Genomic DNA, 26,448 nt, shown 5'->3' with positions numbered 1-26,448 from the left:
GAACAACGGAAACCGTAGTGCCGGCCGCCGGCCGGCTCCACGCGGTGACGGCATCGTGCAGAGCCGGCCGGCGGCCGGCACTACGCGTCAATGCGATTTCGGCCAATGCCGGCAGCGATCGATCAATGCGAGCGCTGCACCGCGTACCTGGCCAGGCCGCGCAATGCGGCCACCGCATCGTTGTCGGCCAGCCCGTCCAGCGCACGCTCGGCGGCCACGGCGTATTCCTCGGCACGCGTGCGGCTGTACTCCAGCCCGCCGGTGGCATGGATCGCAGCCAGCACTTCCGGCATCGCCCCGGCGTCGCCGTTCTGCACGATGTCCCGCAGGCGCTCGCGGGTGGCAGGGTCGGAATGGGCCATGGCGTGGATCAGCGGTAGGGTGGCCTTGCCTTCGGCGAGGTCGTCGCCCAGGTTCTTGCCCAGCTCGTCGGCATTGGCCGAATAATCCAGCACGTCGTCGGCGATCTGGAACGCGTAGCCCAGGTGCATGCCGTAGTCGTACAGGGCCTGCTGGGTGGCCGCGTCCACGCCGCTGGCCAGCGCGCCCAGCCTGGTGCCGGCGGCAAACAGCACCGCGGTCTTGCGCTCGATCACGCGCAGGTACGCAGCCTCGTCCGTATCCGGGTTATGCACGTGCAGCAGCTGCAGCACCTCGCCTTCGGCGATGCGGTTGGTGGTGTCGGCCAGGATCTGCATGACCGGCATGCGGTCCAGTTCCACCATCAGCTGGAAGCTGCGCGAGTACAGGAAGTCGCCCACCAGCACGCTGGGCGCATTGCCCCACAGTGCATTGGCGGTGCTGCGGCCACGCCGCAGGCTGGACTCGTCGACCACATCGTCGTGCAGCAGGGTCGAGGTGTGGATGAACTCGATGATCGCCGCCAGCTGGTGGTGCTCCGGGCCGGCCCGGCCGACCGCGTGGCCGGCCAGCATGACCAGCATCGGCCGCAGGCGCTTGCCCCCGGCGGAGATGATGTGGTCGGCGATCTGGTTGATCAGCACGACATCCGAAGACAGTCGGCGGCGGATCAGTGCGTCCACGGCGGCCATGTCGGGCGCGGCGAGCGACTGGATCTGGGGCAGGCCCAGCGCGGGGCGGGTGTCTTCGATGGTGGTCATGCGGTCTGACTTTCAGGCTTGGGCGGAATTATAGGCGGTGCGGACGTATTCCGCCCGCGAAGGCGTCCGGCGGCCGGGCAGGGCGTGAATACGTATGCATGTGGCGCCACCGCCAAGGGCCCCCCGCTAAGCTTGTCGGGTACGTTCTGGCCCGGAGGGGGGCCCCTCGATGTCGCAGACTCCATGGTGGCGCGGTGCCGTCATCTATCAGATTTACCCGCGCAGTTTCCTCGATGCCAACGGTGACGGCGTGGGCGACCTGCCCGGCATCATCGAGCGCCTGGACTACGTGGCTTCGCTGGGCGTGGACGCGATCTGGATCTCGCCGTTCTTCACCTCGCCGATGGCCGACTTCGGCTACGACATCGCCGACCACCGCGACGTGGACCCGCTGTTCGGCACCCTGGCCGACTTCGACCGGCTGCTGGCCAAGGCGCATGCGCTGGGCCTGAAGGTGATGATCGACCAGGTGTTCAGCCATACCTCGATCGAGCACGCCTGGTTCCGCGAGAGCCGCCAGGACCGAACCAATCCCAAGGCGGACTGGTACGTGTGGGCCGACCCGCGCGAGGACGGCACCCCGCCCAACAACTGGATGTCGATCTTCGGTGGCGTGGCCTGGCAGTGGGAGCCGCGCCGCGAGCAGTACTTCCTGCACAACTTCCTGGCCGACCAGCCGGACCTGGACTTCCACAACCCGGCCGTGCAGCAGGCGACCCTGGACTACGTGAAGTTCTGGCTGGACCGGGGCGTGGACGGCTTCCGCCTGGATTCGATCAACTTCTGCTTCCACGACAAGGACCTGCGCGACAACCCGGCCAAACCGCTGGAAAAACGCCTTGGCCGTGGCTTCAGCGCGGACAATCCGTACGCCTACCAGTACCACTATTACAACAACACCCGGCCGGAGAACCTGCCGTTCATCGAGCGCCTGCGCGGGCTGCTGGACCAGTACCCGGGCGCGGTCAGCCTCGGCGAGATCTCGGCCGAGGACTCGCTGGCGACCACCGCCGAGTACACCGCGCCGGGTCGCCTGCACATGGGCTACAGCTTCGAGCTGCTGGTGAAGGACTATAGCGCCGCCTACATCCGCGACACGGTGTCGCGGCTGGAAGCGACCATGACCGAAGGCTGGCCGTGCTGGGCGATCTCCAACCACGACGTGGAGCGCGCGGTGACCCGGTGGGGCGGCCACCCGGCGCAGCCGCGCCTGGCCCGTCTGCTGGTGGCGGTGCTCTGCTCGCTGCGCGGTTCGATCTGCCTGTACCAGGGCGAAGAGCTGGGCCTGGGCGAAGCCGACGTGCCATTCGAAGCATTGCAGGACCCGTATGGCATCACCTTCTGGCCGAACTTCAAGGGCCGCGACGGGTGCCGCACGCCGATGCCTTGGCTTGACGCGCCGCTGGCGGGGTTCACCACGGGCGAACCGTGGCTGCCGATTCCGCAGGACCACCAGGTGCGTGCGGTGGCGGTGCAGGAGCATGACCCGCATTCGGTGTTGAACGCCTTCCGCCAGTTCCTGGCCTGGCGCCGGACCATGCCGACGCTGCTGCTGGGCGACATCCGGTTCCTGGAGACGGCCGAGCCGGTGCTGATGTTCGAGCGCACGCATGGGGAGGAGACCCTGCTGCTGGCGTTCAACCTGTCGGCTGAAGCCACCACGGTGGCGTTGCCGGAAGGGCAGTGGCACGCGTTGCACGTGCCGGGTCCGGATGCGGGGCAGGCGGAAGGCGCGCAGCTGCACCTGCCGGCCCAGGCGATGTACTGCGCACGCCGCAGCTGATTCACGATTTCCGGTGGTATTGAAGGGCGGAGCCGCAGGGTTCCGCCCTTTTTTTTGGTCCGCGCAAAGGGCGGACACGCATGGCGTGTCCCTACGCGTCATGGCCGCGGATGCATCAGTCGCGTAGCGACACGCCATGCGTGTCCTCGACCAAGCCGGCCCGCAAACAAAAAACCCGCTGCTCGCGCAGCGGGTTTTCCGTATTGCTCTACCGCCTGGATCAGAACTTGTAGTTCACACCCAGCATGTAGGTCCGGCCCCACTCGATGTATTCCAGCGGACGGTCCTTGGTACCCGCGTAGGTACGGTACGGCTCGTTGGTCAGGTTGCTGCCCTGCAGGAGCAGCGTCAGCCCGTGCAGGCTGCTGCTGTCGGCAAAGGTGTAGCTGACCTGCGCGTCGGTCACGTTCTCGCCCACCACATAACGCAGGGTGCGGTTGCCGTTGAAGTTGCCGATTTCACCGATGAAGTCCGAACGACGGCGCTGGCTCACGCGTGCTTCGAAGCCATTGCGCTCGAAGTAGGCGGTGAAGTTGTACACACGCTGGGACAGGCCCGGCAGGCTGATCGGATCGCTACCCACGCTGGAGGCGCTTTCCGGGTCCAGGATCTTGATGTCGCTGTCGTTGAAGGTCGCGCTGGCCTGCACGCCGAAACCACGCAGCGGGTCGGCGATCATTTCCAGCGGGAACGAGGCGGTCAGTTCCAGGCCACGCAGGGTGCCGCCTTCGCCGTTCTGCGGCGCCGAGAACGTACCGATGGTCTGCACCGGCGCAATCATCCCCGGCGGCGGCACGTAGTTGGCCAGCAGGTTGCTGAAGTCGTAGTCGTCCACCGACTGGGTGTAGACGTAGCTCTTCAGGTCCTTGTAGAACACCGCGGCCGCCACGTACGCCTTCTCGCCGAAGTACTTCTCGTACGAGAGGTCGATGGCGTTGGCGCGCCACGGATCCAGCAGCGGGTTGCCGCCGCTGCCGCCCGGCTTGCCGGTGGCGGTGTCCACGCCGAACTCCAGGCCGGCGCGCATCTGGTCCACGCGCGGACGCGCGACCTGCTTGGCCACTGCGAAACGCAGGGTCTGCTGGTGCGGGAACATGAAGGCCAGGTTCAAGCTCGGCAGCCAGTCGGTGTAGGTCTTGCCTCCGTCGATCGGCAGCACTTCCTGGCCGGCCGGGCGCGAGCGGTCGAAGTAGTTCGACTGCGAGCTCTGGTCGGTGCGGATCATCTGCACGCCCACGTTGCCGCGCACGCCCACCTCACCGATATCGGTGTTGATGTTGGCACGCACCCACGCAGTAGTGGTCTTTTCCTGCACCACCCACGACTTCGGGATCAGGTAGTCCAGGTTGGTGACCGGGTTGAACACCATGTAGCGGTCGACTGCGGCCGGCACGTTCCAGGCCGGGATGTAGCCGATGCCGGCAAAGCCCAGGTTGACCGGACGGTACTGCAGGTCGCTGCCGACGTTGGCGTCGCCCTGCGCACCGAGCAGGATATTGCCTTCGGCCTGGTTCTTTTCCTTGCGGCGGTCGGCGTAGTTCACGCCCACGTCCACGTCCTGGAACCAGGACATCGATTCGGGCAGGTTGAACGTGCCCTGCAGGCGCGCACCCTTCAGGCGGTCTTCAACCTGCGGCACCTTGCCGTAGCCCGAGCCGTAGATGGTGTTGGTCAGGTACAGCGCTTCGGGATTGGAGTAATCCAGGCCCGGGCGGATCTGCGAGAAGCCATTCGGGTTGACGGTCAGCCCGATGGTGTCCAGCTGCGGCATCGGGGTGAGCTGCAGGTTGTTCTCCAGGTTCAGCTCGTCGCGGGTGGCCTTGGAGTAGTTCACGTCGGCGGTCAGCTTGAAGCTGTCGAAGGTCAGCTCGTTGTTCCAGCCGAACGCATCGATCTTGTCTTCGCGCTTGTTGTACATGCCGCGCACCAGCGGGTACACGCCGCTGGCGGTGCCACCGGTGAAGGTGCCGTTGCCGTTGACCTGCGGGTTGCTGATGAACAGCCCCGGGGTATAGCCGCCGTTGTAGTTGCTGAGGTTGACCTCGAACTGGTTGGCGGTGTCGATCTGCTCGGCTTCGGTGTGGAACAGGTCCAGGGTGCTGGTCCACGTGTTCGACGGGCGGAACTGCACGGTGGCCATGTAGCCGTCGCGCTTGGCGTTGCCGGTACGGCGCAGCGCCTTGATGCCGTCGGAGAACGCGGTGCCCGGCGCAACGCCCGGGCGGTTGCCCTGGTCGGTCTGCTCGGTGGTCCACGGCTCGTACAGGCCGACCTGGTTTTCCTGGATCGGGTTGTCGCTGTGCGCGTAACCGATCGCCAGGCCCCAGGTGTTGTCGGCGAACTGGTCGATGTAGCTGGCGCTGAAGCGGTTGCCGAAGGCGTCCACGTTGGCAGCCTTGCCCAGCGAGTTCTTCGAGTAGCGGCCGCTCAGTGCGATCACGCGTTCGCTGAAGGCCAGCGGGCGCACGGTCTGCATGTCGATGGTGCCGGACAGGCCCTGGCCGACCAGGGCCGCGTCGGGGGTCTTGTACACGGTCACGCCGTTGACCAGTTCGGACGGGTACTGGTCGAACTCGACGCTGCGGTTGTCGCCGGTGCTGACCACTTCACGCCCGTTGAGCAGGGTAGTGGCGAAGTCCGGGGACAGGCCGCGCACGCTGATCACCTGGGCACGGCCGGCCACGCGCTGCGCGGCCAGGCCGGGCAGGCGGGCCAGCGACTCGGCGATGCTCACATCCGGCAGCTTGCCGATGTCTTCGGCCGAGATCACTTCGACCACCGAGGTGGCGTCCTGCTTGATCTGGATGGCGTTCTCGATGCCACGGCGGATGCCGGTGACCTGCACGGTGTCCAGGTCGGTGGCGGCGGTACCGGCCGGCGGCACGGTGCCCGACGTGGTGGTGGACTGCGCCGACGCCAACAGCGGCGTCAGGGCGACGGCCAGCGCGATACTCAGCGCGCTGCGCTTGCGATTCAACATTTTCCCCTCCCAGGCAATGTTGCCAAACATGTTGTGATCAACGGCGATGCGTTGCCGCAGGTGTCATGGCGCGGTGGCCGTTGACTGCGTGGCTATGGTAGGCAGCGCGCCTCCGGCGTGAATCACCCTGCATACGTATTCAATGGATATGCAGGGGTTTGAAAGCGATTACATGGGGCTGAACCGGATGGCCTGGCCGCCACCGGGTGCCAGCACGATGGTCAGGGTGTCGGCGCTGGTCACCTCGCGGGTTTCGCGCGCGAATGCGAACGGGTTGCGCTGGTAATCGGCGCCCTCGCCATCGCGGTAGATCTCGGCGCGATAGCGCACACCGGGCTCCAGGAACGACAGCGGTACCGGCAGCGCGCGGCCGTGTTCGTCGGTGATGCTGCCCAGGAACCAGTCGCCGCTGTCGCGGTCCTTGCGGGCGATGGTCACATAGTCGCCGACCTCGCCATCCAGCACCCGGGTGTCGTCCCAGTCCACCGCCACGTCTTCAATGAACTGGAACGCCTCACGGTGCTGTTCATAGTGTTCAGGCAGGTCGGCGGCCATCTGGATCGGGCTGTAAATCACCACGTACAGCGCCAGCTGGCGGGCCAGCGTGCTCGGAATGGCCTGTCCGTGGCGGCCCTTCAGGCTGAGGATGCCCGGGGTGTAGTCCATCGGCCCGGACAGCATGCGGGTGAACACCAGGTTGACCTCGTGCTCGGGCGGATTCGGCGGCTGGCCCCAGGCGTTGTACTCCATGCCGCGCGCGCCTTCGCGCGAGATCCAGTTGGGGTAGGTGCGGCGCAGGCCGGTGTCCTTGATCGGCTCGTGTGGGTTCACCGCGATGTGCCGCTTCGCCGCTTCCTGCACCACCTTCAGGTGATGCCGGGCCATGAACTGGCCGTCGTGCCACTCGCGCCACAGCGGGCCGCCGGCCGGGTTGCGCCGGTCGACCTGGCCGTCGTCGCAGACGTAGCCGCTCTTGAACGAGTCCACGCCCAACCGTGCATACAGGTCCAGCGCCGCGCCGAGCTGGTCTTCGTAATGCTCGATCGCACAGCCGGTTTCATGGTGGCCTATCAGGTGTACGCCCTTTTTCGCCCCGTACGCCGACAGCGCGTCGATGTCGAAGTCGGGGGTGGCCCGGGTGAAGTCGAAGTCGTAGCCATTGCCGACCCAGTTGCCGTCCCAGCCCGGGTTCCAGCCTTCCACCAGCACGCCGCGGAAGCCGTGCTTCGCGGCGAAGTCGATCACTTTCTTCGTCTTCGCTGTGGTCGCGGCATGCTTCGGGCCTGTAGCCCAGCTTTCCTGGTCCAGGTGCATCGACCACCACACGCCCAGGTACTTGGAGGGCTTGAACCAGCTCACATCGCCCAGCGCGTTGGGCTCGTTGAGGTTGAGGATCAGGTTGGACTCGACCAGGCCGCCGGCCTGGTCGCTGATCTGCAGGGTGCGCCACGGCGTGCTGAAGGGCAGGGTGCGGCGCACCTTCCAGCCTTCAGCCGACGGCGACAGCTGCGCGCGCAGGCGCTGGCCGTCGGTACGGCGCAGCCACATGCCGGCGTAGTCGACCAGCGCGGCTTCATGGATCGCCACGTGCAGGCCGTCGCGGCTGCGCAGGGTCAGTGGCGTGTGTGCCAGCGGTACCTGGTCCAGCGGGGTGCGCTGGTACAGATACTCATAGTGGATCGGCTCGCCGGCGGGAATCCACCAGGCGGTCGATTCGGGTGCGATCGCGAATTCGGTCAGCTCGTCGTCGATGATCGCCTCGCGCAGGCCCGGCTGTTGCGGGAAGTGGTAGCGGAAGCCCAAGCCGTCGTCGTAGATGCGGAACACCACGTCCAGCCGGCGCTTGGCGCCACTGCGTTCGCCCAGCTGCACGGTCACTTCGTTGTAGTGGTTGCGCACGCTGCGGCGTTCGCCCCACGGCTGTTCCCAGGTGTCGTCGACACTGCGCGTGTCCTGCCCCAGCACTTCCAGGTCGCGGTCGAGGCGGCCGTCGCGCAGCTGGAAGCCCAGCTTCGACTCGGCCACCACGGTCTGGCCCAGGCGCTCGACCCGGTAGCTCGGGTTGCCACCGTCGAGCTGCAGCGACACCTTCAGCACCTTGCCGGGCGAACTGGCACTGGCCACGGTGACCGGCTCGGCCTGCGCAGCCACCGCGCAGAACAACAACGACACGGCCAGCCAGGCCAGCGGACGGGGCGCACGCAACGCGCGCGGCAACGCAACAACCAAAGGCATTTCCCCTCCCAGGGCAGCCGGAACCTGCCCCGGACTATAGCCACGCGGTCCGCCGCATCACCGCGCCAGGCCATGAATACGTATGCAAGCGGGCGGCAAGCGACGCGTCTCGCCTACCATGCAGGCAGGCACCCTGGGAGGGGGCCGCGAGGACAGCGCCCCGGCGCTGTTGAACCACACCGCGTGCAAGAAGGGAGGAAGGCAGACGGGCACACGCCGGTCGGCCGCTTTTCGATGCTGAAGACGATCTGCCTGACCGCTGCCCTTGGGGCGGCGCTGCTGTCCACCGCTGCTGCGGCGGACCTCACTTTCGATGGCCGCAGTGCGCGCGCCAGCGCCGCCGCCGATGGCAGCTTCACGCTGCTGGCCGATGGCAGGCCGGTGGCGATCGCCGCCCAGCCGATGCGCAGCCAGACCGGCAGCGTGATGTTCGACGCCTTGTTCGCGCTCGCCCAGCAGGAAATGGCGGCCAACCGCGTGGACGCGATCCGCGATCCCGCCTTCAACTTCGGCAGGCCGGTCGACTGCGCGTGCTTCGAGACCGGCGCGCGCTGGCCCTACGTGTGGACGCGCGATGTGAGCTTTGCGGCCGACCTGGCGCTGGCCCGGCTGGATCCGGTGCGTACCCGCCAGTCGCTGCAGTTCAAACTTTCCAAGGCACGCGACGGTCACACCCCCGGCCTGTTCGTGGCCCAGGACACCGGCTCGGGCGGCAGCTGGCCGATCAGCAGCGACCGCGTGGTGTGGTTCCTGGCCGCGCGCGACCTGCACGACAATGCCGTGTTCACCGAGCAGACCTGGCAGGCCCTGCAGGCCACGCTGGCGCAGGACCGCGCGATGGTGTTCGACCCGCGCACTGGCCTGTACCGGGGCGAGACCTCGTTCCTGGACTGGCGCGAACAGACCTACCCGGACTGGACCCGCCAGGACGTGCGCTTCATCGGCGACTCCTTCGCGCTGTCCACCAACGTGCTGCACTACCAGGCGCTGCGCCTGGCCGAGCGCTTCGCAGGCGAGCGCGGCGATGCGCGCGCCACCGAGTACGCCGCGTGGGCCGATGCGCTTGCCAGACAGATCGACGCGCGCTTCTGGCGCGAAGACGCCGGCATGTACATGAGTTACATCGGCGAAGCCGCGCACCCCGTGCCCTACGCCAAGTACGACCTGCTCGGCATTTCGCTGGGCGTGCTGGCCGAGGCGTTTCCGACCGACCGTGCCCGCCGTGCGCTGGCCAACTACCCGTATGTAGAGGGCGGCAGTCCGGTGGTATGGCCGCAGGAAGCGCAGCAGCCGATCTACCACAACCGCGCGGTGTGGCCGTTCGTGAGCGCCTATTCGCTGCGCGCTGCCCGCAAGGTGGGCGATGCCACCCGCATCCAGCGCGAGATCGAATCGCTGATGCGCGGCAGCGCGCTGGCCGGTTCGAACATGGAAAATTACGAGATGCGCACCCTCGCGGTGCACGTCGACGAAGGCGCGCTGAGCGGCCCGGTGGTCAACTCCCCGCGCCAGCTGTGGTCGGTCGCCGGTTATCTCTCGATGGTGCTGGAAGGCGTGTATGGCGTGGAAGCCGACGGCAGCGTAACGCCCCAACTGCCAACGGCCCTGGTCCCGCAGCTGTTCGGCACCCGCACGAGCATCGAACTCAACGACGGCATGACCACCTATGTCCTCCAGCGCCCCGAAACACTGGAAGGCACCCTGCTGGTCGCCGGGAGCGTGAAGCGCAACGCCAACACGGTCACCGTGAAACTGCAACCGCGCGCGGCCGACCTGCATCCTCATGCGGCGGCCCCGCAACCGCGTAGCACGCCACGCGTGTCCCAGGCAACCCCCACCGAAGCCTACGCCTTCGCCCCACCCACCCCAGCGGCACCCGTAGTCGTCACCCAACAGAACGCCTGGATCACCATTATCCCGGCCAACCATCAGCTCTGGCTGGACGGCAAACCCGCAGCGGGCGCCTCCACCCACACCCTTGCCATCGACGGCCACCAGCACTGCTTCTCCCTGACCCGTCGCGAAGGTGTATTGGAATCCCTGCACAGTCCCATGACCTGCGTCGGCCCGCAGCACACCTTGGCCGGCGCCACGAATTGGACATGGACCGCACCCGAACCCACCCGCGTCCGCCTGCGCCTGCGCTACGACAACCCCAACGGCCCGATCAACACCGGCGTCACCGCCGCGGTGAAGCAGCTGGCCGTGCAGTGCACTGGCCATTCCCTGCAACGCGCCACCGTGGTGATGCCGCACAGCGTCGGCCCGCAGGACTCCACCGCCGCCGAATTAGACCTGCCCAAGGGCAGCTGCACGTTCACCCTGGAACCGGGCTTCAACATGAGTGCACTGGAACACTTTGCCCAGTACAACGGCGGCAAGGGCGGGCGCGACGGCGTGCTCAATGCGGCCAACGTCCGCGCGCTGCTGCTCGCGCCCGTTGCCGGTGACGTGGAGGCCGCACGATGAGCCGTCCCGCCAAGCCCACCCTGTCGTTCTGGCAGATCTGGAACATGTGCTTCGGCTTCCTCGGCATCCAGTTCGGCTTCGCCCTGCAGAACGCCAACGCGAGCCGCATCTTCGAAACCCTGGGCGCGCCGATGGACGCGGTGCCCGGGCTGTGGATCGCCGCGCCGCTGACGGGCCTGCTGGTACAGCCGATCATCGGCTATCTGTCCGACCGCACCTGGACCCGCTGGGGCCGACGTCGTCCGTACTTCATGATCGGCGCGGTGCTCACCACGCTGGCCCTGCTGGTGATGCCGAACTCGCCCACGCTGTGGATCGCCGCCGGCACGCTGTGGGTACTGGACGCTTCCATCAACGTCTCGATGGAACCCTTCCGCGCCTTCGTCGGCGACAAACTGGCCCCGCGCCAGCGCCCCACCGGCTACGCGATGCAGAGCTTCTTCATCGGCGTGGGCGCCATCGTTGCCAGCTTCCTGCCCTTCATCCTCGCCCACTTCGGCGTGGCCAACACCGCCCCGGCGGGCGAGATGCCGCCCACCGTGCGCTATGCGTTCTACTTCGGCGCCGTGGTGCTGCTGGCCTCGATCGCCTGGACGGTGTTCAGCACCCGCGAATACTCGCCGGCCGAGCTGGCCAGCTTCGACGACGCCGAACCGCCGGCGGTGCACCAGTCCGCGCCGCTGGCCGGGCCGCCGCCGCTGCTGCAGATCGGGGCGTGGATCGCGCTCGGCCTGGCGCTGGCCGCCGCCATCGCCTGGCGCGACGGCGACAAGATGCTCTACGTACTGGCCGGGCTGTGCATGGGCTACGGCCTGCTGCTGGGCGTGGCGCGGGTGCTGCTCGGCCCGCACATGCTGGCCACCATCGTCGGCGACCTGCGCAGCATGCCGCGCACCATGCGGCGGCTGGCCTGGGTGCAGTTCTTCTCGTGGTTCGCACTGTTCGCGATGTGGATCTACACCACCGCGGCAGTGGCCGGTACCCACTTCGGTTCGACCGATCCGGCCTCGGCCGCCTACAACGAAGGTGCCAACTGGGTGGGCGTGCTTTTCGGCGCCTACAACGGCTTTGCCGCGCTCGCCGCGTTGCTGATCCCGCTGATGGTGCGCTGGATGGGCCTGCGCCTGAGCCACCTGGTCAACCTGTGGCTGGGCGGCCTGGGACTGATTTCGCTGATGCTGATCGACGACCCGAAGTGGCTGTTGCTGTCGATGGTCGGGGTCGGCTTCGCCTGGGCCTCGATCCTGTCGCTGCCGTACGCGCTGCTGTCCGACAGCGTGCCGGCGGCCAAGATGGGCGTGTACATGGGCCTGTTCAATTTCTTCATCGTCATTCCGCAGCTGGTTGCGGCCAGCGCGCTTGGATTCATGCTGCGCCTGTGGCTGGGCGGCGACCCGATGCATGTGCTGGCGCTCGGTGGCGCCAGTCTGCTGGTTGCCGGGCTGTGCGTGCTGCGTGTTCCGTCCCACCAGGAGGTTGTCTGATGCCGTGCCGTTCGCGTTTGTCGCTGGGTCTTTGCTTCGCCCTGATGGCCGGCAGTGCCGTTGCCGCGCCGCGCCCGGAGTACGTGGGTACGCTCGAGCCGTTCGCCAGCGACGCGGTCTACTTCGTGGTTACCGACCGTTTCGTCAACGGCGACCCGTCCAATGACCACCGCGACCAGGGCGGCAAGCACCGCACCTTCGACATTCCAGTGCCATGCCCGGACAAGGTGGACGGCAACATCGGCTACCTGGGCGGTGACTTCCGCGGCGTGCTCGACAACGCGGACTACATCCGCAACCTCGGCTTCGGCGCGGTCTGGATCACCCCGATCATCGACAACCCGGATGAAGCCTTCACTGGCAGCAAGCCGATCAGCTGCACCAGCACCCTGACCGACCGCGGCAAGACCGGCTACCACGGTTACTGGGGCATCAACTTCTACACGCTCGACGAACACCTGCCCAGCAAGGACCTGGATTTCGCCGGGCTGACCCGTGGCCTGCACGATGCCAAACTGAAAGTGGTGCTGGACATCGTCGGCAACCACGGCTCCCCGGCGTGGACCATGCCGGTCAGGCAGCCGCAGTTCGGCCAGATCTTCGACAAGGACGGCACGCTCATCGCCGACCATGAGAACCTGCCGCCGCAGCAGCTGGACCCCAAGCACAACCCGCTGCACGCGTTCTATAACAACATCGGCCCGGTCGATTCGGCCAAGGGCTCGATCTTCGACGGCAACCTGGCCGAGCTGGGCGACTTCAACCAGGACAATCCGGCGGTGATGGACTACCTGGTCGGCGCCTACCTGCAGTGGACGGCGCAGGGCGTGGATGCTCTGCGCATCGACACCATCGGCTGGCTGCCGCACCCGTGGTGGAACGAATTCGTCAAGCGCATCCGCGCCGAACACCCGGGCATGTTCATGTTCGGCGAAGCGTTCGACTATGACGCGGCCAAGATCGCCGAGCACACCTGGCCGGCCAATGCGAACGTGAGCGTGCTCGACTTCCCGCTGCGGGGCGCGATGTCCAGCGTGTTCGGCAAGGAGCAGAAGGGCTTCGAGGCGCTCGCCGAGCCGCTGCACCTGGTCGGCGGCCCGTATGCAAATCCGTACGAGCTGATGAGCTTCTACGACAACCACGACATGGCGCGGCTGGATGCCACCGACGACGGCTTCATCGACGCGCACAACTGGCTGTTCACCGCGCGCGGCATTCCGGTGCTCTACTACGGCTCGGAAACCGGCTTCATGCGCAGCCGCGCTGAACACGCCGGCAACCGTGCCTATTTCGGCCAGCCCCGCGTGGACGCCGCGCCGCAGAGCCCGATCTTCGGGCCGTTGCAGCGCATCGCCACGCTGCGTGAAGCCACCCCGGCGCTGCAACGCGGGCTGCAGATCAACGAGCGCCTGCAGGGCGACGAAGCGGTGTTCTTCCGCGTGCTGCAGCATGGCGACACCGCGCAGACCGCGCTGGTGCTGCTGAACAAGGGCGAGGCCGCGCGCAGCATCGAAGTGAGCCGGTACCTGCAGGCAGGTACCTGGCGCGATGCGCTGGGGCAGGGGAGCGTGACGGTGAAGAACAGCCTGAAGGCTGAAGTTCCCGCACACGGCGTGAAGGTGTATCTGTTGGACGCTCCGGTCAAGCAGAAGGCGCTCGAAGCCGAGCTGGGCCGCGCGATGGCGGACCAGGCAGCCCGAACCCAGCGCCTCCGGTAGAGCCGGCCCCTGGCCGGCTGCTCCGGGTAAAATGGCGAAATGACCGATCTCGCACCCCAGAACCCTCTCGAAACCCTGCTCAAGTCCGCGATGGACGGGCAGGTAGCGGTCCCGGCCTTCATGAAAGCCTTCATGGCCTCGGACGTGGTGCTGCTCACCGGCAGCCTGGTCACCGTCGATGGCAGCGGTTTCGATCCGCTGCTGTTTGCCATCGACAGCGTCATGCACGTGGCGGTGTTCACCGATGAGGCACGCGTCGGTGAGTACCCGCAGGAGGCACCCAACATCATCCGCATGCGCATGATCGAGGTGCTCAAGCGCGTACCGGGGGGCTACGGCGTAGTGGTCAACCCGGGCACGTCACTCGGCCTTGAACTGTCCTGGCAGGGCATCCAGGAAATCCTCAAGGATTTCGCCTGAGCAGGCACTGCAGTGTGCCCGTCCACATCGCTTTGACCTGCATGAACATGGCCGCAGCGTGACGGCTCGTAGAGCCTGCGATCACACAAATCCTACACAGAACCCGTTGCTAGACTCCCCCCGTCAAACAGGGTGGACTCATATGCAGACACAGTCTTCGCGTGTCACTACCGGAGTGCTGGGCCTCGATGCCGTCATCGGCGGTGGCCTGCCGCAGGGAAGGTTGTACCTGCTGGAAGGGCCACCGGGCTCGGGCAAGACCACGTTGTCGCTGCAGTTCCTGCTGCAGGGGCTGAAGCAGGGCGAGCGTTGCCTGTACATCACCCTCTCGGAGACCGCAGAGGAACTGCGTGAGGTTGCCACTGCGCACGGCTGGTCGCTGGACGGCCTGCACCTGTTCGAACTGGGTTCGGCCGAGGATGCGCTGGGCAATGGCCGCCTGCAGTCGGTGCTGCACTCCTGGGAAGTGGAGCTGGATGAAACGGTCAACCTGATCCAGGCCGAGGTGGACCGGATCCGGCCCAGCCGGGTGGTCTTCGATTCACTGTCCGAGCTGCGGCTGCTGGCGCAGGATTCACTGCGCTACCGACGCCAGATCCTTGCGCTCAAGCAGTATTTCGCTCCGCAGAGCGCCACCGTGATCCTTGTCGACGACCTGACGTCGGGCGCGGATGATCGCGACGGCCAGTTGCACAGCCTGTGCCACGGCGTAATCTCGCTGGAGCGGTTGACCCTGGATTTCGGTCCCGCCCGACGCCGGCTGCAGGTGCAGAAGCTGCGTGGCGTCAACTTCATCGCCGGCTACCACGACATCGCCATCCGCACCGGCGGCCTGGAAGTGTTCCCGCGCCTGATCGCATCCGATCATCATGCGGACTTTGCCGAGGCAACGCTGGCGAGCGGCATCACAGAGGTCGACAACCTGCTGGGGGGCGGCCCGCTGCGAGGCACCAGCACGCTGCTGACCGGCCCGGCCGGCAGCGGCAAGACCAACCTGGCCCTGCAGTACGTCTGGGCTGCCTGCACGCGCGGCGAAAAGTGCTGCATCTTCGAGTTCGACGAGCGCGTGGGCACGCTGCTTGCCCGCGCCAAGGCGCTGGGCATCGACCTGGAGCCGCATATCGCCAGCGGACGCCTGGAAATCATGCAGATCGACCCTGCCGAGATCTCACCCGGGGAATTTTCCTGGAACGTACAGAAGGCCGTGGAGGAACGAGACTGCAGCGTACTGGTGATCGACAGCCTCAACGGCTACGTCGCCGCCATGCCGCAGGAAAAGCAACTGATGCTGCAGCTGCATGAGATGTTGTCCTACCTCAACCAGAAGGGCGTGGCCACGTTCCTGGTCAACCCCCAGCACGGGCTGGTGGGCACCATGTCCACCGGCAACCTCAACGTGTCCTATATCGCCGATGCGGTCATCCTGTTCCGGTTCTTCGAAGCGCAGGGACGCATCCGCAAGGCCGTTTCGGTGATCAAGAACCGCGGAGGCGCCCATGAAGACACCATCCGCGAGCTCAAGATCAACCGCCAGGGCATCGCCCTGAGCGGCCCGTTGAAAGAGTTCAAGGGCATCCTGACCGGCACTCCGGAGTTCGTCGGCGACTCGGCCTCGCTGCTGAGTCACCCGTATGCGGGATGACTGTCGCGGTGGCGTGGTGCATATCGTCGCGCCGTTCGGGCGCGATGCGGCCAGCATGGCCTCGGTGCTGGATGCCGCCGGCCTGAGCACCCGCGATGCGGCCAGCCTGGAAGACCTGGCGGCGACCCTGGACGACCAGGCCGGCGTGGTCCTGATCACCGAAGAGGCATTGGCGACCGGTACCGATGCGCTGCTGGCGGCGTTGGAAGAACAGCCCAGCTGGTCCGACCTGCCGGTGATCCTGCTGCGTTCGCCGCGCGCGCATCGGCGGTCGCCGTTGCCGATCCTGCTGCCGCAGACCATCAACGTGGTCGAGCTTGACCGCCCGCTGGGCGGTATTTCGCTGCTGAGCGCCGTGCAGGGCGCGCTGCGCGCGCGCCAGAAGCAGTTCCTGGTGCGCGACCAGATGCGCGCGCTGGCCGACAGCCGCAGCGCGCTGGCGCGCAGCGAGTCGGAGCTGCGCCTGATCGCCGATGCGATGCCGGTGCTGATCGCCTTTGTCGATCGCAGCATGCACTACCGCTTCGCCAACAAGGCCTACGAGACGTGGTTCGACCTGCCCGTCGGCGAGGTGATCGGCCGGCACATCGGCGATGTCGTGGGCACGCGGGTGTGGGAAGAGCGGCAGCCGATCATGCAGCGGGTGCTGGCCGGCGAGGAACGCGTGTTTGAAGTGAGCTGGCCCACCCGGGACGGGCGCCGCCGCGACTGCGAGGTGCGCTACTCGCCGCGCCGGGCAACGGATGGAACCGTGGACGGTTTCCACGTATTCGTGACCGATATCACGGCGGCGAAACAGGCGCTCGAGGCCAGCGTTCAGCACGCGCTGGAGCTGGAAACGCTGGTGGCCGAGCGCACCCGTGAGCTGGAAGCACAGATGGCCGCGCGCGAAGCGAGCGAGGCCGCGCTGCGCCAGTCGCAGAAGATGGAAGCCATCGGGCAGCTCACCGGCGGCATCGCCCACGACTTCAACAACATGTTGACCGGCATTCTCTCGGCGCTGGACATCATCCGCATGCGGGTGGAGATGGGACGGGTGAACGACCTGGAACGCTTCCTGGACGCAGCCACCACCTCCAGCCAGCGCGCGGCCGCGCTCACCCAACGACTGCTGGCGTTTTCCCGGCGGCAGTCGCTGGACGCACGCCCGGTCGAGGTCAACGCGCTGGTCGATGCGATGCAGCCGCTGCTGCGCAGCTCGCTTGGCGAAAGCGTGCGCATCCGCACCGAAGTCGCCACCGCGCCGCTGCACGCCACGCTGGACAGCAACCAGTTCGAAAGCGCGCTGCTGAACCTGGCCATCAACGCGCGCGACGCCATGCCCAACGGCGGCGAACTGGTGCTGCGCGCGTTTCCATTGCACGTGGCCGAAGGCGAGCGTGCCACCGTGCCGGCCGGCCACTACGCCGTGGTGGCGGTGTCCGACACCGGTACCGGCATGCCACCGGAAGTGATCGAGCGCGCCTTCGAGCCGTTCTTCACCACCAAGCCGATCGGCAAGGGCACCGGCCTGGGCATGTCGATGGTGTATGGCTTCATGCAGCAGTCTGGCGGACATATCGACATTGCCTCGGAGACGGGGCAGGGCACCACTATCTCGCTGTTCATCCCACTGGTGGACGAAGCGGCCGACGAGACCGCCGCCCAGGTGTCATCCCCGGTTGCCAAGGGCGACGGCCAGTCGATCCTGGTGGTCGAGGACGACCCGCAGGTGCGCATGCTGGTGACCGTGGTGCTGGAGGACCTGGGCTACGCGGTGCAGGTGGTGGGCGATGCCGACGGCGCCCTCCCGATCCTGTCCTCGTCCCGCAGGATCGACCTGCTGGTCACCGACGTCGGACTGCCGGGCCTCAACGGGCGCCAGCTGGCCGAGATCGCCCGACAGTCCCGTCCTGAGCTGCCGGTGCTGTTCATGACCGGCTACGCCGAGAAGGCGCAGGAGCGCGCCGCGTTCCTGGACGAAGGGATGAGCATGATCGCCAAACCGTTCCCGCTGGAGGCGTTCAGCGACGCGGTTCGGGGAGCGCTGGCGACAGCCGGATAGACGACTCGCGCAGCACCAGTTTCACTGGAATGCTCTGACTTTCCACCGGGTCGCCCTGGATCAGCGTCAACAACCGCTCCACCAGCAGCTGCCCCGCCTGCTTGGTGTCCTGCTGCACGGTAGACAAGGTCGGCGAGACCGACGCCGCGAGCGGAATGTCATCGAACCCCACCAGCGCCACGTCCTGCGGAACTCGCAGGCCGTGTTCGCGCAGGGCGCGCATGGCGCCGATCGCGATCAGATCGCTCGCAGCGAACACCGCATCCATTCCGCCACCCTGCGTCAGGAGCGCCTGGCAGGCTTCATATCCCGATTGCTCGGTGGTGATCGCATCGAACTGCAATCCTGGATCCGCCACCATCCCGCGCGCGGTGAGTGCCGCCACGTGCCCCCGATAGCGCTCCTCGAACTCGGGGTAATGGCTGGAGGCGTGGCCGACAAACGCGATGCGCCGGCAACCCTGGTCCAGCAGGTGGGCGGTGATGTCGAAGCCACCCTGGAAGTTGTCGCAGCCGATCGACACCCCGGGCTGGTCCGGCAGCGCCGCGCCCCAGCGCACGAAGTGGGTGCCCTGTTCGACCAGACGCTGCAGCCGCTCGCGCGACTCGTGGTAGTCGCCATAGCCGAGCAGGATGATGCCGTCGGCCTTGTTGCTGTCCTCGTAATCGGCCTGCCAGTCGGTGGACAGCTGCTGGAACGACACCAGCAGGTCATAGCCGCGCAGCGCGCAGGCACGGGTGATCGAGCCCAGCATCGCGTGGAAGAACGGGTTGATCAGCGAATCGTCGTTGGTCGGGTCTTCGAAGAACAGCAGGGCCAGCGTGCCGGCATTGCGCAGGCGCAGGCTGGAGGCGTTCTTGTCCACCTTGTAGTTCAGCTCCCGGGCGATCCGCAGGATCCGCTCCCGGGTCTCCGGGTTGACCATCGGGCTGCCCCGCAGCGCCCGCGACACGGTCGGCTGGGACACCCCGGCCAGGTGGGCGATGTCCAGGGAGGTGGCTTTGCCGCGGATGGTCATGGAAGGCAGGGCTTGGACGACGGAAGCCATGATGCCATGGCCATGCCGGGCCCGGGCGGTGGCGCCTTGTAGGCCTTGTCCTATAAGGGTCGGGCCGAAATCGGAGGATCAGCAGGGGCATCCCCGACAGGGCCCGGGCGCACGGCGGTGATAGAATGCGTCGTTCAGTCATCCCTCGGACAACCGAAGAGCACCCTATGGCGCGCGGCATCAATAAAGTCATCCTGGTCGGCAACCTCGGCAACGACCCGGACGTGAAGTACACCCAAGGCGGCATGGCGATCACCCGCATCAGCCTGGCCACCACCAGCGTCCGCAAGGACAAGGATGGCAACCAGCAGGAGCGCACCGAATGGCACCGCGTTGTCTTCTTCGGCAAGCTCGGTGAAATCGCCGGTGAATACCTGCGCAAGGGCAGCTCGGTCTACGTCGAAGGCAGCCTGCGTTACGACAAGTACACCGGCCAGGACGGCGTGGAGAAGTACTCCACCGACATCATCGCCGACGAAATGCAGATGCTCGGCGGCCGCGGTGAAGGCGGTGGCGGCGGCGGTGGCGGTGGCGGCAACTACGGCGGCGACCGTCCGCAGCGCCAGCAGGCCCCGCGCCAGGAGTACGGCGGTGGCGGCGGTGGTCAGCGCGGCGGCGGTGGCGGCGGTGGTGGCTACGGCCAGCAGCAGCGTCCGCAGCAGCCGCAGCAGTCGGCTCCGCCGATGGACGACTTCGCAGACGACGACATTCCGTTCTGATCGAAGCGAATCAAAAGGCCCTTGCATTGCAAGGGCCTTTTTTGTGCCGTCCACGTGGAAATCATTATGAACATTCGTCCTCTTCAAACCGAGCGTGACTACCGACAGGCCAAGCAACAGCTTGCAGTCTGGTTCGATGCCCAGCCTGAGGCGGGCAGCGGGGAAGGTGATGCATTCGAGGCCATGCTGATCCAGGTGGCCAACTACGAGAACACTCATTTCCCGATTCCCGCACCGATCCCATTGAGGCCATTGGGGTGAAGGCTCCCGCCAAGCCCTGACGGCGCAGAGCCCCCGTTTGACGGCAACTACCGTCGGCCCGCGTTTGCCACCTGCAAATTAATTGCATCAACCGCAGGCTCCGATTGTTGTGCCCTGCAGCATGCATTTTTCGTGCAGTGCGACTTGCAATAAATCGATTCGCTACTTTATGGTGCAATCGATTGCATTGCCCCGAATTGTTGCGTTTGATACCGGTTGGGAGGCCGGAGTGCGAATGTCCGACCGTTCGATTGGATCGATCCAAGGTTCGCGATTTTCGCGACGGGATGCTTTGCGCATTGCCGTCGCCGGGAGCGTGGGTCTGGGCGCCTCGAGCGCGCTGCCGGTGCTGGCCGCCGCGTCGCCGCCCAAGGGCAACATCAAGCATTCGGTCGCCCGTTGGACCTTCCCGCAACAGTCGGTCGCCCAGCTCTGCCAGACCGTAAAAGGCATCGGCTTCGCGGCCATCGATCTGGTCGGTCCGGAAGATTGGCCCACGTTGAAGACGCACGGGGTGTACAGCTCCATGTGCAACGGCGCGGAACTCGGGCTGACCAAGGGTTTTGCCGGCAGCCAGTTCCACGATGAGCTGGTGACGCGCTATACGCGGCAGATCGACCTGGTTGCCGATGCCGGCTACCGCAACCTCATCTGTTTCTCCGGCAACCGCAACGGCATGGACCCGCAGGAAGGCCTGGCGCATGCCGAGGCCGGGCTCAAGCGCATCCTTGGCCATGCCGAGAAGCGCGGCGTGGTGCTGGTGATGGAGCTGCTGAACTCCCGGGTCGATCATCCCGATTATCTGTGCGACCACTCCGCATGGGGCGTGGAACTGTGCCAGCGCCTCGGATCGGACAACTTCGGCCTGCTCTACGACATCTATCACATGCAGATCATGGAGGGCGACATCATCGCCACCATCGGTCGGCATCATGCGCATTTCAAGCATTACCACACCGCGGGCGTACCTGGCCGACACGAGATCGGGGACCAGCAGGAACTCAATTATCCCGCCATCTGTCGCGCGATCCGCGACACCGGTTTCGATGGGTATCTGGCGCAGGAATTCAGCCCTGTGTCCGCCGATCCCGTCGGTTCGCTGCGCGAGGCGATCCGCCTCTGCGACGTCTGAAACGATATCCACCAAGGTGAAGTAGAACCCATGGCAGACAATCATTACGACGCCATCGTTGTTGGCTCGGGAATCAGTGGCGGTTGGGCGGCAAAGGAACTGACCGAGAAAGGCCTCAAGGTGCTGATGCTCGAACGCGGGCGCAACATCGAGCACGTCAAGGACTACGTCAATGCGATGAAGGAACCGTGGGACTTCCCGCATCGCAATCGACCGACCCAGGCGATGAAGGCGGATTTCCCGGTGCTGATGCGCGATTACGGCCTGGCGGAGAACCTTGAGGGCATGTGGGCCGACGAGAAGGAATCGCCGTACGTCGAGACCAAACGCTTCGACTGGTTCCGTGGCTATCACGTGGGCGGCCGCTCGCTGATGTGGGGGCGGCAGAGCTATCGCCTGTCCGACCTGGATTTCCAGGCCAACCTCAAGGAGGGAATCGCCACCGACTGGCCGATCCGGTATGCCGACATCGCGCCGTGGTATGACCACGTTGAGAAGTTCGCCGGCATCGCCGGCACGCGCGAAGGGCTGGACGTGCTGCCGGACGGGGAGTTCCTGCCGCCGATTCCGCTCAACATCGTCGAGAAGGACGTCGCGGCGCGGATCAAGCAGGCGTTTGGCGGCACCCGCCACATGATCCACTCGCGCACCGCGAACATCACCCAGCCCAAGCCGGAGCAGGGCCGCGTCAACTGCCAGTATCGCAACAAGTGCATCCTCGGCTGTCCGTTCGGCGCCTACTTCTCCACCCAGTCGGCGACGCTGCCGGCGGCGATGAAGACCGGCAACCTGACCCTGCGGCCGTTCTCGATCGTCAAGGAAGTGCTGTACGACAAGGACCGCAAGCGCGCACGGGGCGTGGAGGTCATCGATGCCGAGACCGGCCAGACCTATGAGTACACGGCGAAGGTGATCTTCCTCAACGCCTCCTCGTTCAACTCGACCTGGCTGCTGATGAACTCGGCCACCGACGTCTGGGAAGGCGGGCTGGGATCGTCGTCCGGCGAGCTCGGGCACAACGTAATGGACCATCACTTCGGCGCAGGTGCTTCTGGTCGCGTAGAGGGTTACGACGACAAGTATTACTTCGGGCGTCGTCCCTGCGGTTTCTACATTCCGCGCTTCCGCAACGTGGCGGCCGACAAGCGCGGCTACACGCGTGGCTTCGGATACCAGGGCGGTGCCAGTCGCAACGGCTGGTCGCGCGAGATCGCCGAGCTGAACATCGGTGCCGACCTCAAGGAAGCGCTGACCCTGCCGGGCGACTGGCGGATCGGCATGACCGGGTTCGGCGAGATGCTGCCGCACCATGACAACACCATCCGGCTGGACCCGGAACGCAAGGACAAGTGGGGGCTGCCGGTGCTGGCCATGGACGTCGCCCTGCGCGCGAACGAGAAGGCCATGCGCAAGGACATGGCCGCTGATGCCGCCGAGATGCTGGAGGCTGCCGGGGTGAAGGACGTGGAGATGCACGACAACGATTACGCCCCGGGCAAGGGCATCCACGAGATGGGCACCGCCCGCATGGGCCGTGACCGCAAAAGCTCGGTTCTGAACCAGCACAACCAGGTCTGGGACGCGCCGAATGTCTACGTGACCGATGGCGCCTGCATGACCTCCAGTGCCTGCGTGAATCCGTCGCTGACCTACATGGCGCTGACCGCGCGCGCAGCGGACCATGCGGTGCGCGAACTGAAAGCGGGGAACCTGTAATGGACCGTCGCGACCTCCTGAAGATGATCGTCGCCGCCACCGGCGCGGCGATGGTGGGCCTGCCTGCGCTGGCCACTGGGAAATCGCCGGGCGCGGGAAGCGCCTCGTTCTCTGCGGCTGACATCGCCACGCTGGATGAAATCGCCGAGACCATCCTGCCGCGCACGAAGACGCCGGGTGCCAAGGAAGCGGGGACCGGCGCATTCATGGCGACCTTCGTTGCCGACTGCTACACGGACCGCCAACAGGCTGCGTTCCATGCAGGCCTGGCGGACATCGACAAGCGCGCCGGCGGCCGCTTCGTCTCGCTCGCGCCGGACGCCCGCGCCGCGCTGCTGCGCGAGTTGGATGCAGAGGCGAAGAAGCGCAATGTCGACGTCAGCTCAACCGGTGAGGCGGACGCGTCCGAGCCGACGCCGCATTACTTCACGATGATCAAGCAACTGGCCATCTTCGGTTTCTTCACCTCGAAGGTGGGCGCGACCGAAGTGCTGCAGTACGTTGCGGTACCGGGTCGCTACGACGGCGATCTGGCCTATGCCCCCGGAACCCCCGCCTGGGCGACCGGCTGATGGAGTGCAAAGACACGATGACCCGACCCCTGTTGATGGCGGCCTGCCTGCTGGCCGCTGCCCCTGCGTTCGCGCAGTCCAGCGGCGACCCCGCACGCGATCCAACCAGGACCGAAGTGTGGACGCCCGTGCCTGCTGTCGTGGCCGCGCCGGTGGGCGGTGCGCCTTCCGATGCGATCGTGCTGTTCGATGGCAAGGACACCTCCGCATGGGAGTCGGAGCAGGGCGGTCGCGTGCCGTGGACCGTTGCCGACGGCGCGATGACCGTGGTGCCGGGCAGCAAGGGGATCCGGACAACGCAGAAGTTCTGCGACATCCAGCTGCACGTGGAGTGGCGCACGCCCACGCAGACCAAGGGCTTCGACGGCCAGCACCGCGGCAATAGCGGCATCTTCCTGCAGGAGGTGTATGAGCTGCAGGTGCTCGACAGTTACAACAACCCGACCTATCCGAACGGGCAGGCGGCATCGCTGTACAAGCAGGCCATTCCGCTGGTGAATGCCTCGCGTGCGCCGGGGCAGTGGCAGGCCTACGACATCATCTGGAAGGCGCCGCGCTTCTCGGCGGGGGGCGGACTTACCTCGCCCGCGCGCATCACCGTGCTGCACAACGGCGTGCTGGTGCAGGATGACACGGTGCTGTCGGGCAAGACCGAGTACATCGGCGCACCCTCGTACGCACCCCATGACTGCGCACCGATCTACCTGCAGGAGCACGATTCCAAGGTCAGCTACCGCAACATCTGGGTGCGCGCGCTGTAAGGCCCGCGCACCCCGGCGCCGGCGTCCTATTTGACCAGGAAGCTGGCGATGTCGTTGATCTCCTGCGGCGAGAGCTGCGCAAATGGCGGCATCAGGCCGCCGCCCTTGGTGATTCTTTCCTTGATCTGCGCAGGCTGCAGGCGCTTGCCGACGTCGGTGAGCGCGGGGAACGTAGGCGGAACGCCCGCGCGCTCCGCCCCGTGGCAGGCGACGCAGTGGGTGGCGTAAAGCTTCGCGCCAGCCGCAGGATTGTCTTCGCACCACGCGGCACTGGCCAGCGTCGACCCACAGATCAGTACAGCCACGGTCAGAATCGTTTTCAAGCAGAACTCCTTCGCGTACTAGCGCTGCGCACGCGCCGTCAGGTGGGCACGCAGGTAATCGGCCCCGGCCTGGATGGCGTTGGCCGGATCATGCGGTTGGTCGTGTTCGACGATGTACCACTGCACGCCGTCCGCCGCGGCTGCAGGCAGGATCGCGTTCCAGTCCAGCACGCCCTGCCCGACGGCGGCGAAGCCGCCTTCGTCTTCGGCCTGGCCCTTCGGTGCGTTGTCCTTGGCATGGACGGCGAACAGGCGGCCCTTGAACTTGCCCAGCATCACCACCGGGTCATGCCCTGAACGCTGCACCCACGCCAGGTCGAGCTCGGTCTGCAGGTCGGGGCCGGCGGCGGCGAACAGCAGTTCAAGGCCGGTCCTGCCGTTGAAGTCGACCAGCTCGAAGTCGTGGTTGTGGTAGGCCAGGCGCATGCCCTGTGCGCGCACCCGCTTGGAGATCTGGCCCAGTTCCTTGCCCAGGGCCGTCCAGCCCGCGGCATCGGTGGGGCGATCCTTCTGGTCCAGGTACGGCACCACCAGCACGGTGTTGCCGATCGCGCGGTTGAAGGCAATGGCAGCGTCCAGGTCATTGCGCAGGTCGGCCAGCTGCACGTGCGAAGAGATCGCCTTGATCGCGTAGCGGTCCAGCAGTTGCTTGAGCTCCGCCGCGCTGACGTTCTGGGTGCCCACCGTTTCCACCGCGTGCACGCCCGCGTCGTGGACGATCTTCAACTGCTGGTCGAGTGAGCCGGCATTGCGCAGCGTGTACATCTGCACCGCGATGGGCGGTTGCGGGCTGGCCGGGTCGCCTGCGAAGGCGGGCAGGGCGACCATCATCAGCAGCGCGAGCGTGGCGGTCCTGCGTGCAGCAATCTTCATCCGGATGTCCTCAGGGAATTCAATCGATGGCGGTCCAGGCACGGGACCTGGCCGAGGCAATGACGCGGTCGACGACCAGCGCCGAGCGCGCGCCGTCTTCAAAGGTGGGCAGGCCCTCCGGACGTTCGCCGTGGATGGCGGCATACGTGTCGGCGACGAACGCCTCGAAGCAGTGGCCGTAGCCCTGTGCATGCCCGGGCGGCAACACCGAGAGTCGCCGCTGCTCGGCACTGCCGGCGCCCGGGCCGCGCACGAAGATCTCCTCGCGCTGGTCGGGTCGGCCGATCCACAGCCGCTCGGCGTCTTCCTGGTTGAAGGCCACGCTGGCGCTGGCTGCGTCTATCTCGAACCAGAGCCGATTGTGGCGGCCCGCCGAGACCTGGCTGACCGTCAACGAGGCCAGCGTTCCGGCGCCGGTCTTGAACAGTGCCGCCGCCACGTCCTCGCTGGAGACCGCCTGCATCGCGCCGCCGGCGGCCGGCGTGGTGAAGCTCTGTCCACCGCCCGCGCCGCGCTCGCCGATCACGGTGGCAAACGCTGCGCTGACGTCGACGAAGCGCTCACCGCTCACCCATTCCACCAGGTCGCACCAGTGCGAGCCGATGTCGGCGAACACGCGCGAGGTGCCGCCCAGTGCCGGGTCCACGCGCCAGTTGTTGCTGGCCGGGTCCAGCAGCCAGTCCTGAAGGTAGCTGCCATGGATCAGGTGCAGCGGCCCCAGCTCGCCCTGCGCGACCCGTGCGCGCGCCTCGCGGACCACCGGGTGGTAGCGGTAGACGAACGGGACAGTGGCCACGCTCCCGGTGGAGGCGGCCAACGCCGCCAATACCTGGGCATCTTCCAGTGTCGTTGCCAGCGGCTTCTCGCAGATCACGTGCTTGCCGGCTTCCAGCGCCGCCTGCGCCATGGCGCGGTGCAGGTGGTTGGGGGTGCAGACGTGCACGACCTGCACCTGCGGGTCGGCGACCACCTCGTCGATATCGCGGTAGCCACGCGGCAGATTCCACGCACGCGCCACCTCGGTGGCGCGCTCCGGCGACGAAGCGGCGACGCCGCGGACCTCTGCACCCGCGAGCAGGGCCGCGCGGTGGTGCACCGCGCCGATCATGCCGGTGCCGACGATGGCGATTCCAAGCTTGGGCATCGG

At 66.5% G+C, this 26,448-nt stretch carries 20 protein-coding genes; 13 read left to right on the top strand and 7 right to left on the bottom strand.

Annotated features, from left to right (window positions below; translation table 11 throughout):
- Window positions 1-122: 122 nt before the first annotated feature.
- Entirely contained in the window at window positions 123-1,121 is a 999-nt protein-coding gene (locus tag C2U58_RS00550) for a polyprenyl synthetase family protein (RefSeq protein WP_102944104.1), read from the bottom strand.
- Window positions 1,122-1,290: 169 nt separating this feature from the next.
- Between C2U58_RS00550 and C2U58_RS00545 the strand changes: the two genes are divergently transcribed.
- On the top strand, window positions 1,291-2,904 hold the full coding sequence (locus C2U58_RS00545) for an alpha-glucosidase family protein (RefSeq protein ID WP_102944103.1): 1,614 nt from the start codon (window positions 1,291-1,293) through the stop codon (window positions 2,902-2,904).
- Between the two features lie 220 nt (window positions 2,905-3,124).
- Here C2U58_RS00545 and C2U58_RS00540 read toward each other — a convergent pair whose 3' ends face one another.
- Together C2U58_RS00540 and C2U58_RS00535 are read right to left on the bottom strand one after the other, a co-directional pair.
- Window positions 3,125-5,884: a TonB-dependent receptor gene (locus tag C2U58_RS00540; RefSeq protein WP_102944102.1), complete on the bottom strand. Its 2,760-nt coding sequence runs from the start codon at window positions 5,882-5,884 to the stop codon at window positions 3,125-3,127.
- 168 nt (window positions 5,885-6,052) lie between these two features.
- Complete coding sequence (locus tag C2U58_RS00535) at window positions 6,053-8,119, bottom strand: glycoside hydrolase family 97 protein (protein WP_102944101.1); 2,067 nt, start codon at window positions 8,117-8,119, stop codon at window positions 6,053-6,055.
- A 234-nt stretch (window positions 8,120-8,353) separates the two neighbouring features.
- Here C2U58_RS00535 and C2U58_RS00530 point away from each other — a divergent pair, with 234 nt between their 5' ends.
- From C2U58_RS00530 to C2U58_RS00505, 6 genes are all read left to right on the top strand, one after another.
- Window positions 8,354-10,588 (top strand): Six-hairpin glycosidase-like protein, encoded by a 2,235-nt coding sequence (locus tag C2U58_RS00530; protein WP_102944100.1) that lies wholly within the window; start codon window positions 8,354-8,356, stop codon window positions 10,586-10,588.
- Window positions 10,585-12,072: an MFS transporter gene (locus C2U58_RS00525; protein ID WP_102944099.1), complete on the top strand. Its 1,488-nt coding sequence runs from the start codon at window positions 10,585-10,587 to the stop codon at window positions 12,070-12,072. The genes C2U58_RS00530 and C2U58_RS00525 overlap by 4 nt, the downstream gene beginning before the upstream one ends.
- The gene (locus C2U58_RS00520; RefSeq protein ID WP_102944098.1) at window positions 12,072-13,790 is read left to right on the top strand and encodes an alpha-amylase family glycosyl hydrolase; all 1,719 of its coding nucleotides are present in this window, start codon (window positions 12,072-12,074) and stop codon (window positions 13,788-13,790) included. Before C2U58_RS00525 ends, C2U58_RS00520 begins: the two co-directional genes overlap by 1 nt.
- A gap of 39 nt (window positions 13,791-13,829) precedes the next feature.
- A complete protein-coding gene (locus C2U58_RS00515) occupies window positions 13,830-14,210 on the top strand; it encodes an SseB family protein (RefSeq protein ID WP_102944097.1) in 381 nt (126 codons plus the stop codon).
- A 142-nt stretch (window positions 14,211-14,352) separates the two neighbouring features.
- Window positions 14,353-15,852: an ATPase domain-containing protein gene (locus tag C2U58_RS00510; RefSeq protein ID WP_102944096.1), complete on the top strand. Its 1,500-nt coding sequence runs from the start codon at window positions 14,353-14,355 to the stop codon at window positions 15,850-15,852.
- On the top strand, window positions 15,842-17,896 hold the full coding sequence (locus tag C2U58_RS00505; protein ID WP_102944095.1) for a PAS domain-containing sensor histidine kinase: 2,055 nt from the start codon (window positions 15,842-15,844) through the stop codon (window positions 17,894-17,896). Before C2U58_RS00510 ends, C2U58_RS00505 begins: the two co-directional genes overlap by 11 nt.
- Here the strand turns inward: C2U58_RS00505 and C2U58_RS00500 are convergent.
- Window positions 17,856-18,914 (bottom strand): LacI family DNA-binding transcriptional regulator, encoded by a 1,059-nt coding sequence (locus tag C2U58_RS00500; RefSeq protein WP_172448041.1) that lies wholly within the window; start codon window positions 18,912-18,914, stop codon window positions 17,856-17,858. The two genes, C2U58_RS00505 and C2U58_RS00500, sit on opposite strands and share 41 nt — an antisense overlap.
- 197 nt (window positions 18,915-19,111) lie before the next feature.
- Here C2U58_RS00500 and C2U58_RS00495 point away from each other — a divergent pair, with 197 nt between their 5' ends.
- The 6 genes from C2U58_RS00495 (at window position 19,112) to C2U58_RS00470 (ending at window position 24,105) form a co-directional block, all read left to right on the top strand.
- Window positions 19,112-19,663, top strand: a complete 552-nt coding sequence (locus C2U58_RS00495; protein WP_102944094.1) for a single-stranded DNA-binding protein — start codon at window positions 19,112-19,114, stop codon at window positions 19,661-19,663.
- A 66-nt stretch (window positions 19,664-19,729) separates the two neighbouring features.
- Window positions 19,730-19,924, top strand: a complete 195-nt coding sequence (locus tag C2U58_RS00490) for a transcriptional regulator (RefSeq protein ID WP_146033376.1) — start codon at window positions 19,730-19,732, stop codon at window positions 19,922-19,924.
- A gap of 235 nt (window positions 19,925-20,159) precedes the next feature.
- A complete protein-coding gene (locus tag C2U58_RS00485) occupies window positions 20,160-21,056 on the top strand; it encodes a TIM barrel protein (protein WP_102944092.1) in 897 nt (298 codons plus the stop codon).
- Between the two features lie 30 nt (window positions 21,057-21,086).
- The gene (locus tag C2U58_RS00480) at window positions 21,087-22,772 is read left to right on the top strand and encodes a GMC family oxidoreductase (RefSeq protein WP_102944091.1); all 1,686 of its coding nucleotides are present in this window, start codon (window positions 21,087-21,089) and stop codon (window positions 22,770-22,772) included.
- Window positions 22,772-23,344, top strand: coding sequence for a gluconate 2-dehydrogenase subunit 3 family protein (locus tag C2U58_RS00475; RefSeq protein ID WP_102944090.1), 573 nt, complete (start codon window positions 22,772-22,774; stop codon window positions 23,342-23,344). The genes C2U58_RS00480 and C2U58_RS00475 overlap by 1 nt, the downstream gene beginning before the upstream one ends.
- Window positions 23,345-23,361: 17 nt before the next feature.
- Complete coding sequence (locus C2U58_RS00470; RefSeq protein WP_172448031.1) at window positions 23,362-24,105, top strand: DUF1080 domain-containing protein; 744 nt, start codon at window positions 23,362-23,364, stop codon at window positions 24,103-24,105.
- A 26-nt stretch (window positions 24,106-24,131) separates the two neighbouring features.
- On the opposite strand, the gene C2U58_RS00465 is transcribed toward C2U58_RS00470, so the two are convergent.
- Genes C2U58_RS00465 through C2U58_RS00455 form a run of 3 tightly spaced genes read right to left on the bottom strand, consistent with a single transcriptional unit; the run spans window position 24,132 to window position 26,445 of the window.
- Window positions 24,132-24,428, bottom strand: coding sequence for a cytochrome c (locus tag C2U58_RS00465; RefSeq protein WP_172448030.1), 297 nt, complete (start codon window positions 24,426-24,428; stop codon window positions 24,132-24,134).
- Between the two features lie 18 nt (window positions 24,429-24,446).
- Window positions 24,447-25,301 carry a sugar phosphate isomerase/epimerase gene (locus C2U58_RS00460; RefSeq protein WP_102944087.1) on the bottom strand — a complete coding sequence of 285 codons (855 nt, stop codon included), beginning with the start codon at window positions 25,299-25,301 and terminating at the stop codon, window positions 24,447-24,449.
- Between the two features lie 19 nt (window positions 25,302-25,320).
- The gene (locus tag C2U58_RS00455) at window positions 25,321-26,445 is read right to left on the bottom strand and encodes a Gfo/Idh/MocA family oxidoreductase (protein WP_102944086.1); all 1,125 of its coding nucleotides are present in this window, start codon (window positions 26,443-26,445) and stop codon (window positions 25,321-25,323) included.
- Between the last annotated feature and the right edge of the window lie 3 nt (window positions 26,446-26,448).

Source organism: Stenotrophomonas sp. VV52 (assembly GCF_002893095.1).
Lineage (GTDB): Bacteria > Pseudomonadota > Gammaproteobacteria > Xanthomonadales > Xanthomonadaceae > Stenotrophomonas > Stenotrophomonas aracearum.
Note: the sequence above shows the minus strand (reverse complement) of the source record. Positions and strands in the feature narration are given on the sequence as shown.